The organism is Thalassotalea sp. PLHSN55 (genome assembly GCF_052030545.1).
GTDB lineage: Bacteria > Pseudomonadota > Gammaproteobacteria > Enterobacterales > Alteromonadaceae > CANMXU01.
This window is the reverse complement of sequence record NZ_JBPDIH010000007.1, coordinates 1-15,478: the sequence shown is the minus strand read 5'-3', so window position 1 is coordinate 15,478 and position 15,478 is coordinate 1. Positions and strand designations below refer to the sequence as shown.

Annotated in this window: 18 protein-coding genes; 12 read left to right on the top strand and 6 right to left on the bottom strand. The window is 39.0% G+C overall.

The genetic code is table 11. From position 1 onward, the window contains the following. Positions 1 to 79 precede the first annotated feature (79 nt). Positions 80 to 520: a GNAT family N-acetyltransferase gene (locus tag ACRRSQ_RS14170; protein WP_440876652.1), complete on the top strand. Its 441-nt coding sequence runs from the start codon at positions 80 to 82 to the stop codon at positions 518 to 520. Then, positions 501 to 626, top strand: coding sequence for a hypothetical protein (locus ACRRSQ_RS14165; RefSeq protein WP_440876412.1), 126 nt, complete (start codon positions 501 to 503; stop codon positions 624 to 626). The genes ACRRSQ_RS14170 and ACRRSQ_RS14165 overlap by 20 nt, the downstream gene beginning before the upstream one ends. On the opposite strand, the gene ACRRSQ_RS14160 is transcribed toward ACRRSQ_RS14165, so the two are convergent. Continuing rightward, on the bottom strand, positions 623 to 1,630 hold the full coding sequence (locus ACRRSQ_RS14160; protein WP_440876411.1) for an ABC transporter permease: 1,008 nt from the start codon (positions 1,628 to 1,630) through the stop codon (positions 623 to 625). The genes ACRRSQ_RS14165 and ACRRSQ_RS14160 overlap by 4 nt on opposite strands. Before the next feature lie 2 nt (positions 1,631 to 1,632). Continuing rightward, positions 1,633 to 2,514, bottom strand: coding sequence for an ABC transporter ATP-binding protein (locus tag ACRRSQ_RS14155; RefSeq protein WP_440876410.1), 882 nt, complete (start codon positions 2,512 to 2,514; stop codon positions 1,633 to 1,635). Positions 2,515 to 2,715: 201 nt separating this feature from the next. Here ACRRSQ_RS14155 and ACRRSQ_RS14150 point away from each other — a divergent pair, with 201 nt between their 5' ends. Further along, positions 2,716 to 2,913: a hypothetical protein gene (locus tag ACRRSQ_RS14150; protein WP_440876409.1), complete on the top strand. Its 198-nt coding sequence runs from the start codon at positions 2,716 to 2,718 to the stop codon at positions 2,911 to 2,913. Then, positions 2,904 to 3,128, top strand: a complete 225-nt coding sequence (locus ACRRSQ_RS14145; RefSeq protein ID WP_440876408.1) for a hypothetical protein — start codon at positions 2,904 to 2,906, stop codon at positions 3,126 to 3,128. The genes ACRRSQ_RS14150 and ACRRSQ_RS14145 overlap by 10 nt, the downstream gene beginning before the upstream one ends. Here ACRRSQ_RS14145 and ACRRSQ_RS14140 read toward each other — a convergent pair. Continuing rightward, positions 3,114 to 5,144 (bottom strand): GNAT family N-acetyltransferase, encoded by a 2,031-nt coding sequence (locus tag ACRRSQ_RS14140; protein WP_440876407.1) that lies wholly within the window; start codon positions 5,142 to 5,144, stop codon positions 3,114 to 3,116. The two genes, ACRRSQ_RS14145 and ACRRSQ_RS14140, sit on opposite strands and share 15 nt — an antisense overlap. Before the next feature lie 299 nt (positions 5,145 to 5,443). Here ACRRSQ_RS14140 and napE point away from each other — a divergent pair, with 299 nt between their 5' ends. The 8 genes from napE (at position 5,444) to pdxH (ending at position 11,389) form a co-directional block, all read left to right on the top strand. Continuing rightward, positions 5,444 to 5,605, top strand: a complete 162-nt coding sequence (gene napE / locus ACRRSQ_RS14135) for a periplasmic nitrate reductase, NapE protein (RefSeq protein WP_440876406.1) — start codon at positions 5,444 to 5,446, stop codon at positions 5,603 to 5,605. A gap of 11 nt (positions 5,606 to 5,616) precedes the next feature. After that, positions 5,617 to 6,126 (top strand): ferredoxin-type protein NapF, encoded by a 510-nt coding sequence (gene napF / locus ACRRSQ_RS14130; protein ID WP_440876405.1) that lies wholly within the window; start codon positions 5,617 to 5,619, stop codon positions 6,124 to 6,126. Beyond that, positions 6,119 to 6,382 carry a chaperone NapD gene (locus ACRRSQ_RS14125; protein WP_440876404.1) on the top strand — a complete coding sequence of 88 codons (264 nt, stop codon included), beginning with the start codon at positions 6,119 to 6,121 and terminating at the stop codon, positions 6,380 to 6,382. Before napF ends, ACRRSQ_RS14125 begins: the two co-directional genes overlap by 8 nt. Before the next feature lie 29 nt (positions 6,383 to 6,411). Further along, positions 6,412 to 8,907 (top strand): nitrate reductase catalytic subunit NapA, encoded by a 2,496-nt coding sequence (napA, locus tag ACRRSQ_RS14120; protein ID WP_440876403.1) that lies wholly within the window; start codon positions 6,412 to 6,414, stop codon positions 8,905 to 8,907. A 10-nt stretch (positions 8,908 to 8,917) separates the two neighbouring features. Continuing rightward, positions 8,918 to 9,409 (top strand): nitrate reductase cytochrome c-type subunit, encoded by a 492-nt coding sequence (locus ACRRSQ_RS14115; RefSeq protein ID WP_440876402.1) that lies wholly within the window; start codon positions 8,918 to 8,920, stop codon positions 9,407 to 9,409. Between the two features lie 8 nt (positions 9,410 to 9,417). Continuing rightward, the gene (locus ACRRSQ_RS14110) at positions 9,418 to 10,008 is read left to right on the top strand and encodes a cytochrome c3 family protein (protein ID WP_440876401.1); all 591 of its coding nucleotides are present in this window, start codon (positions 9,418 to 9,420) and stop codon (positions 10,006 to 10,008) included. Between the two features lie 330 nt (positions 10,009 to 10,338). Beyond that, a complete protein-coding gene (locus ACRRSQ_RS14105; RefSeq protein ID WP_440876400.1) occupies positions 10,339 to 10,521 on the top strand; it encodes a PA3496 family putative envelope integrity protein in 183 nt (60 codons plus the stop codon). A gap of 214 nt (positions 10,522 to 10,735) precedes the next feature. Further along, positions 10,736 to 11,389 (top strand): pyridoxamine 5'-phosphate oxidase, encoded by a 654-nt coding sequence (pdxH, locus tag ACRRSQ_RS14100; RefSeq protein WP_440876399.1) that lies wholly within the window; start codon positions 10,736 to 10,738, stop codon positions 11,387 to 11,389. Positions 11,390 to 11,502: 113 nt separating this feature from the next. On the opposite strand, the gene ACRRSQ_RS14095 is transcribed toward pdxH, so the two are convergent. From ACRRSQ_RS14095 to ACRRSQ_RS14085, 3 genes are read right to left on the bottom strand one after another with little or no spacing between them, the layout of a single operon-like run. Continuing rightward, positions 11,503 to 12,633: a sodium ion-translocating decarboxylase subunit beta gene (locus tag ACRRSQ_RS14095; protein ID WP_440876398.1), complete on the bottom strand. Its 1,131-nt coding sequence runs from the start codon at positions 12,631 to 12,633 to the stop codon at positions 11,503 to 11,505. A gap of 8 nt (positions 12,634 to 12,641) precedes the next feature. Next, positions 12,642 to 14,414, bottom strand: a complete 1,773-nt coding sequence (gene oadA / locus ACRRSQ_RS14090; RefSeq protein ID WP_440876397.1) for a sodium-extruding oxaloacetate decarboxylase subunit alpha — start codon at positions 14,412 to 14,414, stop codon at positions 12,642 to 12,644. Between the two features lie 9 nt (positions 14,415 to 14,423). Next, entirely contained in the window at positions 14,424 to 14,693 is a 270-nt protein-coding gene (locus ACRRSQ_RS14085) for an OadG family protein (RefSeq protein WP_440876396.1), read from the bottom strand. Positions 14,694 to 15,478 lie beyond the last annotated feature (785 nt).

The following is a 15,478-nucleotide window of genomic DNA, read 5'->3' as shown; positions in this document are numbered from 1 at the left end:
ACGGCTTGGCAAAAACACTTTACTGCCTTGTTACTTATTTTTGAAAGGGAATAACCCTTCCTAAAAACAAGCGCCTTGCATTAAAGCGTTTTATCTCAAGCTGAGTGATCATTTATTTAACCAAATTGGTATCAATAGGTTTACCGCACATCCGCAAAGTGAGCTGGTTGGCGCGATATTCTTTAGCAAAATAACGTTAGCAAACCAGAAAAGTGCCTTTATTTTATCGCCGGTTGCTGTAGCCACAAACCATCAAAAACAAGGTATTGCGCAACAGTTAATTCGCTTTGGAATTGAGCAATTAACTCAGGACGGTGTTGAAATTTTATTTACCTATGGCGACCCTAATTACTACAATAAAGTAGGTTTTGAGCCGATTGATGAAAGCATCATTAAAGCGCCGCAACCATTAAGCTTTCCGCATGGCTGGCTAGCGCAATCACTTAACCATGAGCCGATTGCTAAAATTAACGAACCAGCAAAATGTGTTAGCGCCCTTGATGATCCAAAATATTGGTAGAGCGTTAAATATTGCTAGAGCGTTAAATATTGCTAGAGCGTTAAATATTGCTAGAGCACTAAAAATTGGTAAAGCGCCAAACAAAAGCTTAAATACCGACGCTTAACGCTCGGTATTCCAACTGAAAAAATAAGCCCCTAATAATAGGAATATCGTGCTCATAATGCCAAGTACCGATAGGTGATAACTAATATCCGCTAGGCTTGCACCTTCGGTGATGATTTTTCTCGCCCCTGTCACTATATGGGTAAGCGGAAGAAAGTCAGCGAGGGTTTTAACAAAATCCGGCGCACTTTCTAAGCTAAACCAAACACCTGACAACACCATCATCGGCCATGAAGTAAGGTTTAACAAACCACCAATTAGCTCTTCACTTTTACTGCGACTCGCCACTAATAGCCCCATCGACAGTAAACTAAATGCGCCAAGCATTCCCACTACCAGTAAATCGAAGTAACTGCCCAACATATAAAAGTCGAACATAAAATTACAGCCCGTATAAACAACGCTCGACATAAAAATAACAATGAACATACGCGAGACTAGCTGCGCAGAGACAAATTCTAGTGCTGTTAGCGGCGTCGCTTTTAAGCGTTTTAGTACGTGGTTTTTACGATAACGAACAATCACGTAACCAACACCAAATAAGCAGCTGAACATCATGTTCATGCCAAGTATGCCCGGCAATACCCAATCAACATAGCGAATTTGCCGACCTTGAGTCACTTCGCGGGTAAAATTGTTATGCTCGCCTAAAAAGATTTTTTCAACTAAATAACTACTCGGTGAATTTTCATTTAACCAATAGGTTTGCTGACTAAAATCGATTGCTAAATCTATTTTGTGTTGTTCGAGTTTTGTTTTCGCCTGCTCAAGTACATCATAATTAATAAAGTCGATATAACGCGTTTGGATAAATGGCGATTCAACTTGCTCAAGGTTTATTACGCCAACTTGATAAGCCGGCTTACCTTCGCCAGAAAATACTAACGAAAACCCTGCTAGTAACAGCACAGGGAAAAATAAATTCCAGCCTAACGACGACTTGTCACGGAAAAATTCAAGGTTACGTGCTTTAACAACAGCAAAAAAACGAGTGAAATTTATCAAAACTATTCCCTTAACGAATGACCGGTTAATTTTAAAAACAAATCATCTAAATTAGCCGACTTTACATGTAAACCTTGCAATGAAATATTGTGCGACATTAACGTTTGCAAGGTTTGTTCAACGTTTTTGGTCGCTATTTCAACCCGATCGTCTTGCACTTGCCACTGATATTGCGTTATCAATTCATCGCTAACTTGTGTGACGGGTAAATAAATAAAGACATCGTCAAAGTGCTTATCGAGTAACTGACGTGGTGTACCTGATGCGATAATTTCACCTTTGTCCATGATCACAATATCATCGCACAGCTGCTCAGCTTCATCCATATAATGCGTGGTCAGAATAACGGTTTTATTCTTGGCTTTGATATTTTTGATTAGCTGCCAAAAGTTACGGCGCGCTTGTGGGTCAAGCCCAGTTGTTGGTTCATCAAGAAAGACAATTTCAGGATCATTGATTAAGGCGATAGCTAGCAACAAACGTTGTCGTTGACCGCCCGATAATTTGCGGTTATCTCGGTCAAGAAAGTCACCTAGGTCACACAAGTTAATTAATTCAGACAATGGCAGCGCATTATCGTAAAACGATGAAAATAACTTTAGGGTTTCTTTTACAGTAAGAAAGTCTTGCAGCGCAGTATGTTGAAACTGAATGCCAATTTTAGCCAACATGGCTTTATCTAATACTTTGCCTTGGTAATAAATTTGCCCTTTTGTTGGCGAAATAATCCCTTCAAGCATTTCTATGGTAGTGGTTTTACCTGCACCATTTGGCCCTAACAAACCAAAACAGTGACCTTTTTCAATGTTAAAACTAATGTTGTTTACCGCAACAACATCTTTATAGGTTTTAACGAGAGCTTCAACCGTGATAACAGGTTGCATGCAGTATCCTTTAGGTAATTTTACTTTGTATTATGCACTATTGTAACGAGTCTCTACTGACAAGGAAATGCGCTGCACTATCAATGTCCGATAAACTTTTTATTGAGCTGTAACAAAAAAACACAAATGATAATAATTATCATTTGCAATTGGTGTTTTTTTCTTCTACTTTATACAAACAAATAGTAATTGGAGTCGTAGATGAATACCGAAAATCGAGCTGATAATGGCTCAAATAAAGTCAAACTTGAGATCTCATCAACGGTGTTAGCGAGCTTGTTAAATTCAGGACTGTTAAAAGTCGCTGAGTGCAAATGCCTAGACGCAAATACTAAACGAGTATTATGGCAATCATTATTAACCACTAGTCTGTCAGCGGAGCAAAAGTCATGCATGTAACAGCCCATCATAACTTTCAACATATTGAAGCTTGGTTAACTATTTTAATGAATAGCTTTCGCAAAGCGCCTTGTAAACGTTCAGCACATGTCATTTGTTATTACACCGAGCGTTTAACTCACTTGGCACTAGAGAGCGATCCCGATAATTATTATCAGTATTTACGTATGCAAAAATACTGGCGCTGGGTTGCCAATAATCTAGCGATTGAGTGATTTATCGATGTCATTGCCAATATAGCTAACTAAGTGTTGGTTGAGCGCTTTTTTACCGGTAAATCCGTATAACTGGCAGGTATGCTTGATTGACTCTTTTTGCAAAATACGTGTAATTAAGGGCAGAACATCAACCGAAAATTCGTCTTGGCAATGGTTAACTAACCACAAGTGCAGTGAATATACACAGGCGCTATATAGACGAGTGCACTCAGAAAAATCTTGCACTGTGTTGATATCAAAGTTCGTTAAAATGCGCTGATCAGATTTCGGCATGGCATGGAGAATTTGCCAAACTAACTCGGCATCTAATTGTTGATACTCGTCAGTTAACAAATAGTCGAACTGGCGATAAAACAGTGTCGTGATTTCAGTAAAAATAGCCTGAGCTTTTGCTGAACACGCGTTAAGCACAAGTGCCGAATGTTCACCACTGGCTTTATCTTTAGTAAAGCCGATACGCGCTAATGAAAAGTGGTTTTGAAGCCAAAAATTCAATAAGCTTTTATTAACACCAAAGCTTGAGCCAACAAAATCAACATGATGAATTTTAGCGTAGTCGACAATGTGCCTAATAAAATGGCTGCCAATGCCTTGTGCTTGCAGCTGCGGATGAACGGCAATGCGCATCACCCTTAAATAATGGAAATCAAAGGCGTTTTCTATACCGCAATGACTAAATAACGACTGCGGTAAAAACTGGTTTTTTAATCGCCTTTGACTATTTTTAACCGCTAATACATCTTCGCCGCAACATAAGCCTTCTGCCATTAACATCGCAACAGCAACCACCTTTTCATTTGATGTTAATACGGCAATACTAACCTTGTCATTATCCAGCAATTGTTTTAAATCACTCGGGCTTGTTTGATAGTGAGCAGTTACTAAGGTTGCAAAAATTTCACTCAGCAAAGCCGGTTTAGTGGCAAGTTCATCAGCACCGACGATCCGAAAGCTTAAAGAGGTTAATGACTCAGTAACGACTTCGCTGTTATTCAATGCGCCAAGTTCAGCATTGAGTAAACAGCTTTTAAAAATGAAACCTTCAAGGGGATCGTTAGCAGCCCATCGAATAGGCGATGTTAAACTCGTTTTTCTCCACTGTGGGCGCAAGCTAGCTAAAATTTTGGCAAATTTTAAGGTAAATCCACGCCCTGCACCTTCGTACCCATGAACCGTTGAGGCAAAGACTGTGCGGTGATATTTAAGTAGTAGCTTTTCTAATAAATAAACAGGAATTCCCGCGGCTTCGTCGACTAACAATAAAGCAATGGCTTGTGGATGCTCTAGCAACTGATCAATCGGCAAGAATTCAATAATGCCATTTTTGTGCTCAACTTTATTATTGGTAATTTCCGCATCCGCTAAATGTTGCTTTATGAAACGGAAAAACACCGACAAGGCTGAAATATTGCCACTGGTTACCACAATATGTTGAAATTGTTTTGCTTGCGCTAAAATGTCGATACATGCAATAGCGAGAGTTGTTGACTTTCCCCTACCGCGATCTGCGGTTAATACTAACGGACGATCCCTATGTCCGGTGACGACATTCAATACCAATTTAACCGCATTTTCTTGTTCGTTTGAATAACAAAGTGGGTGTGAAGGCTTTAATTGCTCGCTCGAATTATCGTCACCTTGCTTCAGCTTTTTATTATCCAGTTCATCTAATGACGGTAAAGGTTTGCCTTGCTCAATTAAAAAATTAGTGTCTTCGGCAGCTAACAAGTTTAAAAATCGATCAACAAATCGCGAGCTACATTGCGCCTCAGAAAGCACAACTAACATCACACCACCGGCAACTAAGGTGCCCGACAAAGCCGCCAAAGCATCAATATCAAATTGACTATCACAATAAACAAGCTGGTTTTGTTCGGTACCGAGTAAAGAACGATAAGTTTGACGCGTAATATTGCCGACAATATCTTTATGGTCAGAAAATATGCCAATACCCTGCCCATTTGCATGCCCTTTTTCAGTAATCAACTTGGCTGACAATAGCTGATTTTTCAACCATAAATTGTCACCTTTTAAAATCACTAAACTTCGGTGTTTTCTTATTTGTAACAAATCTGTAAGATGGTTAAGCCATACTAAAAAGGACTGATGCATAAAAATAACTAAGTCTATAAAAAAAAACAGTTTAGCAAGCAAAGCCAAAAATCTGAACTAAACTCTATTAAACCCAAAAATAAAGTAAATTATCCCACATAAATAATGTGGAAATGAATGTGATATTGATCTTGATCAACTGAATTTGAACAATTACTGTCACAATTGCACACAATTATTAACACGTTTGCGAGAATATTATGAGCGAAGCACAAAATGATGAAACTCAACGCAAACATGAACGTAATACTTTCATGTTTCTTGCAGTATTTTTAGCCCCAATCTTATCCGTGATTATCGTTGGCGGATTTGGCTTTTTGGTTTGGATTAGCCAAATACTATTCGGTCCACCTACAGCCTAGGCTAATTTCAAATGGAAACGATTAAAAATCCATCAAGACGAAACCTATTTCGCGGCAAAATTAAGCAAGAACATGCACTAAGGTTACCATGGGTAGTAAGCGAAGATGTCTTTACTCAGCATTGTAATCAATGCCAAGACTGTCTAAGTGTTTGTGAAACCAATATTATTGTTCGTGATAAACAAGGATTTCCGAAAATTGATTTTAATCGTGGAGAATGCACTTTTTGTAATGCGTGTGTTGAAGCCTGCGAACAACCTCTTTTTAAAGAAGAAAAAAATTCTGCGCCATGGCCTGCACACATTAATATTTCAAACAAATGCTTAGCGACCAACAATATTTATTGTCAAAGTTGCCAAGATGTTTGTGAAACTAGAGCAATACGCTTTAAGTTTGTAAATAGCAGCATTCCCCAACCGGAGCTCAACTTAACTGATTGCACCTCCTGTGGCGCTTGTATTACAACTTGCCCACAAGATGCAATTAACTTTATTGACGAAATGGAAACCCCATATGTCTGAACAAATTGTAAACGATGAAGAGTATCATGTGGCGAGCTATGTCGCTCATGCTATGCCTGACCAAATCGAATTAATTCAGCATGAAATCAATCAGCTTGAAGGTGCTGAAATTCATGCAACAAGCGATATCGGCAAAATCGTTTTCACACTTGAGGCAACAAACCAAAAAAAAATTGCCAACTTAATCGACACAATACGACACCATAAAGGTTTGCTAAACCTTGCTCCGGTGTACCATCAATTTTTAAATGAATAATCAAACTAAAACTAATAGAAGGTGAGACTATGACGATCAATCGCCGAGAATTTATCAAAGCTAACGCAGTAGCTGCCGCCGCAGCCGTCGCAGGTGTTTCAGTACCTGTTGCTGCTTCAAATTTAATTACTAGCAGTGACATGACTAAGCTCAAGTGGGACAAAGCCCCTTGTCGCTTTTGTGGTACTGGCTGTAGTGTTAATGTTGGTGTAATGGATGGCAAAGTTGTTGCTACCCACGGTGATATTAAATCACCAGTCAACAAAGGCCTAAACTGTGTTAAAGGTTACTTCCTATCTAAGATCATGTACGGAAAAGACCGCTTAACCACGCCATTATTAAGAATGAGCAATGGCAAATATGACAAAAATGGTGAATTCACGCCAATTTCTTGGGAACAAGCTTTTGATGTGATGGAAGAAAAAGCCAAAGCAACATTAAAAGACAAAGGCCCAACTGGTTTAGGTATGTTCGGTTCAGGCCAATGGACTGTTCAAGAAGGTTACGCTGCAGCTAAATTATACAAAGCGGGTTTTCGAAGTAATAACATTGATCCTAACGCTCGCCATTGTATGGCATCAGCGGTGGTAGGCTTTATGCGTACTTTCGGTATTGATGAGCCAATGGGTTGTTACGATGATATTGAAGCCACTGATGCGATGGTATTATGGGGTTCAAACATGGCAGAAATGCACCCTATTTTATGGACGCGTATTACTGACCGTCGCTTAAGTGCACCTCATGTAAAAGTTGCTGTATTATCAACTTTTGAACACCGTAGCTCTGAACTTGCTGATAACAGCATGATTTTCACGCCACAAACCGATTTAGCAATCTTAAACTACATTGCTAACTATATTATTCAAACCGACCGTGTAAACAAAGATTTTGTTAACAAGCACACTAATTTCAGACAAGGTAATACTGATATTGGTTACGGTTTACGCCCTGAGCATCCATTAGAGCAAAAAGCTAAAAACAATGATAAAGCAGGTGGTTCAAGCGAAATTAGCTTTAAAGAATACGCTAAATTCGTTAGCACATACACCGCTGAGTACACCTCAAAGTTATCAGGCGTGCCAGAAGCTAACTTGAAAGAACTAGCTGAATTATATGCAGATCCTAATCGTAAAGTATGTTCTTTCTGGACCATGGGTTTCAACCAGCATACACGTGGTGTTTGGGCAAATAACCTGATTTATAACATTCACTTGTTAACAGGTAAAATCTCAACTCCAGGTAACAGCCCGTTCTCATTAACAGGCCAACCTTCGGCTTGTGGTACAGCGCGTGAAGTAGGTACTTTTGCTCACCGTCTACCTGCAGATATGGTGGTAATGAATAAGAAACACCGTGATTTTTCTGAAGAAAAATGGCAATTACCTGAAGGCACTATTCCGCCAAAACCAGGTTACCACGCGGTTCTTCAAAACCGTATGCTTAAAGACGGTAAGCTAAACTTCTACTGGGTGCAATGTAATAACAATATGCAAGCAGCCGCTAACATGAATGAAGAAGGTTACCCAGGATACCGTAACCCAGAAAACTTCATTGTTGTTTCTGACCCTTACCCTACCGTTACAGCACAAGCTGCTGATTTGATTTTACCAACAGCAATGTGGGTTGAAAAAGAAGGTGTTTACGGTAATGCGGAACGTCGCAGCCAAGCTTGGTACCAAATGATTGAAGCACCACAAGGTGCAAAATCTGATTTATGGCAATTAGTTGAATTTTCTAAACGCTTTAAAGTAGAAGAAACATGGCCAGCAGAATTGCTTGCTAAAAAGCCAGAATATAAAGGTAAAACCTTATTCGATATTCTTTACGCCAACGGTAAAGTTGACAAATATAAGTTAGATGAGATCCCTGAAGATCGTCTAAATTATGAATCTCGCGACTTCGGTTTCTACATTCAAAAAGGTCTATTTGAAGAATACGCCGAATTCGGTCGTGGTAAAGCACATGATTTAGCACCTTACGATACTTACCATAAAACCCGTGGTTTACGTTGGCCAGTAGTTGATGGTAAAGAAACGTTATGGCGCTTTAAAGAAGGACAAGATCCGTACGTTAAACCAGGCAGTGATTTTGACTTCTACGGTAAGCCTGATGGTCGTGCTGTAATTTTTGCACTTCCGTATGAGCCTGCTGCTGAGTCTCCTGACGAAGAATACGACTTATGGTTATCAACAGGTCGAGTATTAGAGCATTGGCATTCAGGCTCGATGACTCAACGTGTTCCTGAGCTATACAAAGCTGTACCAGATGCATTGGTTTACATGCATCCAGACGATGCAAAAGCACGACAAATGCGCCGTGGCGATTTAGTGAAAATTGTTTCACGTCGTGGTGAAGTTCAAACTCGTGTTGAAACTCGAGGCCGTAATAAGCCACCAAAAGGTTTAGTATTTATGCCTTGGTTTGATGCTAGTCGCTTAGTCAACAAAGTAACTTTAGATGCAACAGATCCTCTATCTAAAGAAACTGACTTTAAGAAATGTGCTGTTAAAGTTGTGAAAGTTTAGGAGAAGAACCATGAGCAATCTAATTAATAAATGCAAAACATTAGTAAAGAGCGGTTTGATTTTAACGGTACTTCTTTCACCTCTTGCGGCAAGTGCAGAAACAGCTAAAGATATTGCAACGTTACGTGATAACACTGCGCTTGATGTACAGAATACTCCAGACATTATTCCTAAAGTGAATAATAAGGATATCAAACAAGGTCGTAACTACCCGATGCAACCACCAATAATTCCTCATTCAACGAGAAATTATTATATTAATTTAAATACCAACAAATGTATGTCGTGCCACAGCCGTAACCAAACAGAGAAGTCACAAGCTCCTATGGTTAGTGTGACTCACTACATGGACCGTGATGGTAATTTCTTAGCGGAAATTTCACCTCGTCGTTATTTCTGTGACCAATGCCACGTTACTCAGCTTGATGCTAAGCCTCTAGTTGAGAATGAATTTATTGATATGCACAGTTTAATGAAGCAAAAATCAGCGACTAAAAAATAGGAGCCGAGATGAAAAACTTATTAAAAATTGGCTGGCAAACACTAAGAAGACCAAGTGGTTATTATAGCTTAGGTGCTTTAGTGATTGGTGGTTTCATCTCAGGTATTATTTTCTGGGGTGGTTTTAACACCGCACTAGAAGTCACTAACACTGAAGAGTTTTGTATTTCATGTCATGAAATGGAAAACAACGTGTATGAAGAGATGAAAACAACCATTCACTTTTCAAACCGTTCAGGTGTTAGAGCGACATGTCCTGATTGTCACGTTCCACATAAATGGACCGATAAAATTGCACGTAAAATGCAAGCGTCTAAAGAAGTTTGGGGTAAGATATTTGGCACGATTGATACGCGTGAAAAATTCTTAGCGCATCGTAAACGACTCGCGCAAAATGAATGGACCCGCTTAAAAGCGAACGATTCACTTGAATGTCGTAACTGCCATAATTTCGATTACATGGACTTTACCGAACAAAGTAGTCGCGCTTCTAAGCAACATTCAACCTCACTCGCAAGTGGCGATAAAACTTGTATCGATTGTCATAAAGGTATCGCACATGAGTTACCAGACATGAAAGGTGTTGAAGGTTGGGATTAACCTTTTAGCTCAATAACATCAATCTAAAACACCTCGTATTAACGGGGTGTTTTTTTTGGTGTAGCTTTTAAAATTGATAAAAAATTTGTTAAAATTTCATTGAAAAAAATATAAACATTGCCTATGTTCAAAGAATAAACGGCTTCTATTTTTTACCTTAGCGGAGACAAATAAAATCATCTCCAATTCGGTTAAAGTGAATGATAAGAACAATATTATTTTACTAACTGATTGCTATATCAAGAATAAAATAACAATGTTCACGTTGATTTTAACCTTTTAAAATGAGCAAATATAAAGGTAAAAACTACAACTTAAAAGAGGACATGTATGAGCATCAATTCAACCGATGATATCCGCAAAAATAATGATCCTTTGGATTATGAGAAAGACTTACCTGATGGTGAAGTTGCCATAAAAAACGCCAAATTGCATAAACGTCTTGATGACTTAATGGAAGAGAAAAGACTTAAAAAGCTATTAGAAGGCACAGACGACGATTGGGATCTTTAGTCCTAAATCGCTATATATTAACGATCAATTAGTTAATTAGTTAATTATTTAACGCCCACTTCATCACCTTATAAGTATTAATACAGCACCTAATTTTTTACAGAGAAAATGGACTTTCTGTGTTGTAATAAAATCATCAATTCTTAGCGAATGCCACTTTGCTAGCCATGTAAAACTGCTACAATAGACCTTTAGTATTCACAATTACGATATTATGACTCTTTACGAAAAACTGCGCTGCCTATTAACATTTGGCCAAGGGGTCGCGTTACCGCTTCCAGAAATATCACCAGAAACTCAACCGTTAGCATTATTCGAACAGTGGTTTAAAGAAGCCAACCAATCAGGTATTTTATTGCCCGAATCAATGTCGGTTAGTACTTGCTCTGCAGACGGGCAACCAAGTTCTCGCATGGTGTTACTAAAGGAATATGATCAAGACGGTTTTGTTTTTTATACCAATTTTGGTAGTCGAAAAAGCCAAGAGCTTGAGTACAACAATAAAATATCATTACTTTTTCATTGGAATGTATTACAACGCCAAATTCGTATTGAAGGCAAAGTTGAGCGCGTAAGCCAAGCTCAGGCAGAGCAATACTTTCATAGTCGTGATCATGGCAGCCAAGTGGGTGCTTGGGCATCCAAGCAATCAGAAAAACTTGCCTACCCAGACGAGTTAAAAGAGCGAGTAAAACACTTCAAAACAAAGTTTTCACAAGGAGAAGTCCCCTTACCTGAGTTCTGGGGTGGCTGGCGGGTAAAGCCTCGTTATATTGAGTTTTGGCAAGGTCGTGCAAGTCGCCTACACGATCGTATTTGTTTTGAAAAACAAGATGACAGTTGGCAACAGTTTAAATTGCACCCATAACCAAGCTAGAAGCTAGAAGCATATTACCACCAATTTTAAAGACGCAATAAAAAAGGGACAATTCATTGTCCCTTTTTTTGTTTACAACTTATTGGTAGTTATTTACTAATAGATTAGCCAACAAGCGCTAGTAGTATACCTGCTGCAACCGCTGAACCAAGTACACCTGCAACGTTTGGCCCCATTGCATGCATTAGCAAGAAGTTATGTGGGTTAGACTCTAAACCAACTTTATTTGCTACGCGAGCTGCCATTGGTACCGCTGAAACACCCGCCGCACCAATTAATGGGTTAATTGGCGTAGATGAGAATTTACCCATTAATTTCGCCATTAGTACGCCTGACGCTGTACCAATTGAGAAGGCAACCGCACCTAAACCTAAAATACCTAATGTTTCCACATTTAAGAAAGCATCTGCACTTAGTTTTGAACCAACACCTAACCCTAAGAAAATAGTCGTAATGTTAATCAGTTCATTTTGTGCCGTAGAGCTTAAACGGTCAACTACGCCCGACTCACGCATTAAGTTACCTAAACAGAACATACCAACTAACGGTGTTGCCGCTGGTAAGAAGAAAATCGTCATCAGCAATACACCTAATGGGAACATCACTTTTTCAATTTTCGTTACGCTACGTAACTGTGCCATTTCAATTTTACGTTCATTTTCGTTAGTTAACGCACGCATAATTGGCGGCTGAATAATTGGTACTAACGCCATGTATGAATAGGCAGCTACCGCAATCGCCCCTAATAACTCAGGTGCAAGTTTAGACGCTAAGAAGATTGCTGTAGGGCCATCAGCACCACCAATAATAGCGATGGCTGACGCATCTTTTAAGGTAAATTCAATGCCAGGGATCGCATTAAGCGCAATAGCACCAAACAAGGTAGCAAAAATACCAAACTGAGCGGCTGCCCCTAATAACAACATTTTAGGGTTAGCAATTAAGGCGCCAAAATCGGTCATGGCACCAACACCCATAAATATCACTAATGGAAAGATCCCAGTATCGATACCTGCATAATAAATATAATGCAGCATGCCACCAACTTCAGAAAGCCCTGCAATTGGGATATTTGTTAATATCGCACCAAAGCCCATAGGTAATAATAATAATGGCTCAAAATTGCGTGCTATGGCTAAATACAATAAGCCACAGCCAACTAGCATCATAACGACTTGACCAACCGTGAAGTTAGCTAAGCCAGTAGAGAGCCATAAAGTATGTAATGATTCCATTATTTCACCTACGACAAGCTAAGTAGTGGTGCGCCAACTGCAATTGAGTCACCTTCTTTAGTATGAATAGCAACTATTTCACCACCTTTAACAGCACGGATCTCAGTTTCCATTTTCATTGCTTCCATCACAATGACCACTTCACCCGCTTCGACTACATCACCTTCGCTTACCAATACTTTGAAAATATTACCGGCTAATGGTGCGTTTAAGGTTTCTTCAGCAGAAACCGTGGCAGATTGTTTAATTGCTTCGTCACCCGCGGCTGGTGTAACACTATCGATTGAGCCACCTGGTGCAACGACAACGTCGTAGACTTTGCCATCAACACTTACTGCGTAGTTTTCAGTTGCTGTTGCTTGCTGTGCTACTGGTGCTTCTTTAGCTGGCTCTGCAGTAGGTACTGGCTCAAACGCTTCAGGGTTGTTTCTATTTTCTAAGAATTTCAAACCTATTTGCGGGAATAATGCATATGTTAATACATCATCAATTTTTTCATCCGCAAGCGAAATATTTTTCTCAGCCGCTAAACCTTCTAGTTCCGCTGATAATTTTTCAACTTCAGGATCTAATAAATCAGCTGGACGACAAGTGATTGCTTCAGCGCCATCTAGTACACGCGCTTGTAATTCCTCATTTACTTTATCAGCCGTTGCGCCGTATTCACCTTTTAATACACCAGCCGTTTCTTTGGTGATCGACTTATAACGCTCGCCCGTTAATACGTTTAATACTGCTTGTGTACCAACAATTTGTGATGTTGGTGTAACTAAAGGAATATAACCTAAGTCTTTACGCACTTTTGGAATTTCAGTTAATACTTCATCAAATTTGTCTGCAGCGCCTTGCTCTTTTAATTGGTTTTCCATGTTAGTTAACATGCCACCAGGTACTTGTGCTAATAAAATTCGCGCATCAACACCTTTTAAGCTACCTTCAAATTTTGCGTATTTAGCACGCACATCTCTAAAGTAAGCAGCAACTTCAGCAAGCTTAACCATATCTAAACCAGTATCACGCTCTTGACCTTCAACCATAGAAACTAAGGTTTCTGTTGGTGAATGGCCGTAGGTCATACTCATTGAGGAAATAGACGTATCAATTACATCAACGCCTGAGTCAATTGCTTTCATTTGAGTGGCAATACTTAAACCAGTTGTTGCATGACAATGAAGCGCAATTGGTAATGAAACGGTTTCTTTGAGCTTACCAACTAATTCAGCAGCATCATAAGGCTTAAGTAAACCAGACATATCTTTGATACACAGTGAATGTGCACCCATATCTTCAAGTTGCTTAGCCATCGTTAACCAGCCTTCAAGCGTATGTACTGGGCTTTCAGTGTAGCTTAATGTGCCTTGTGCATGTGCGCCAACTTTAACAGCCGCTTTAATTGACGTTTGTAGGTTACGAACATCATTCATTGCATCAAAAATACGGAACACATCAATACCGTTGATATGAGCACGTTCAACAAATTTCTCAACAACATCGTCAGCATAGTGACGGTAGCCTAAAATATTTTGACCACGAAATAGCATTTGTTGCTTAGTCTTTGGCATCGCTTGTTTTAATGCGCGAATTCTTTCCCAAGGATCTTCACCTAAGTAACGAATACACGAGTCAAATGTCGCTCCACCCCACGATTCGATTGACCAATAACCTATTTCATCAAGTTTTGATGCAATAGGTAACATGTCTTCTAAACGAAGTCGTGTCGCTAGTAAAGACTGATGTCCGTCTCGTAAGACGACCTCGGTAATGCCTAATTGCTTTGTCATGGGGGGCCCTTATTTTTGGTTGTGCTGTTGACGATATTTAGTAACTGCAGACGAAATCGCTGCAACAATATTAGGAGAAAGCCCTGATACTTGTTTTTGTTTTGAGTTACTAGCTCGTGATGGAGTTGTTTGAATAACTGGGTCAGGATACTTTTTTGCCAGTGGTGCTAAAACGGTATTAACAAATACAATTAATAACCCTAAAAAAGCAAATACGAAAACCATACCCGCTAACATTAGAGTTCCAGCTTCAACAAATGATTGTCCTAAATTTTCCATTGTTATTCTCAACCTTAAAATTATGTAATTAGAATAATCACTCCAATAGTCAAAGATCAATCAATTTCTTTGCGTTTCAGAAAAAAAAAATACAGTCAATACCTAAAAACCCTTATTTTTCAAAATATGCAGACTTTTACGCACTATTTTAAATGATTTTTGTATACAAAATTATTGTATACAATATTAAATACACTAAAAATAAGCATCTCAAGCCAAATATATTATTTTGCATACAATATCCATAACCAGTTAATTATGCACATTTAGTGAATATTTATATGCATCACAAAGATGGCGTTATTGCATAGCATGAAAATATATGGCCGTTTACTCAATATAAAAACAACGAATGAAAACTATCAGATTTAATGCTCAAAGTTGCAAAACATAACCGAATAGTAAGTAAAGTTATAACGGGTTTTCAACATATAAAAGCCGATGAGCTAAGTGCAATATTAAATCAAACGGATGTGTCGCTTATGGGAATGTTCGCGGTAAATAAAGCACCACTATTAGCACAGTTTGTACTTATTTAATACGATATGTAAATGAGAGGAATTTAAACAAGCGGTGAAATAACAACCACTCGACTATAAAGAAGTAGTATTACAGCAATGATCATAGCTATCACTATATTTCAGGTATAAAAAAACCTAGCCGAAGCTAGGTTTAATTACTCTCAGTGTATATAACACCAAGATATATGTGGCGGACGCGGCAGGAGTCGAACCTGCGACCGCCTGGTTCGTAGCCAGGTACTCTATCCAGCTGAGCTACGCGTC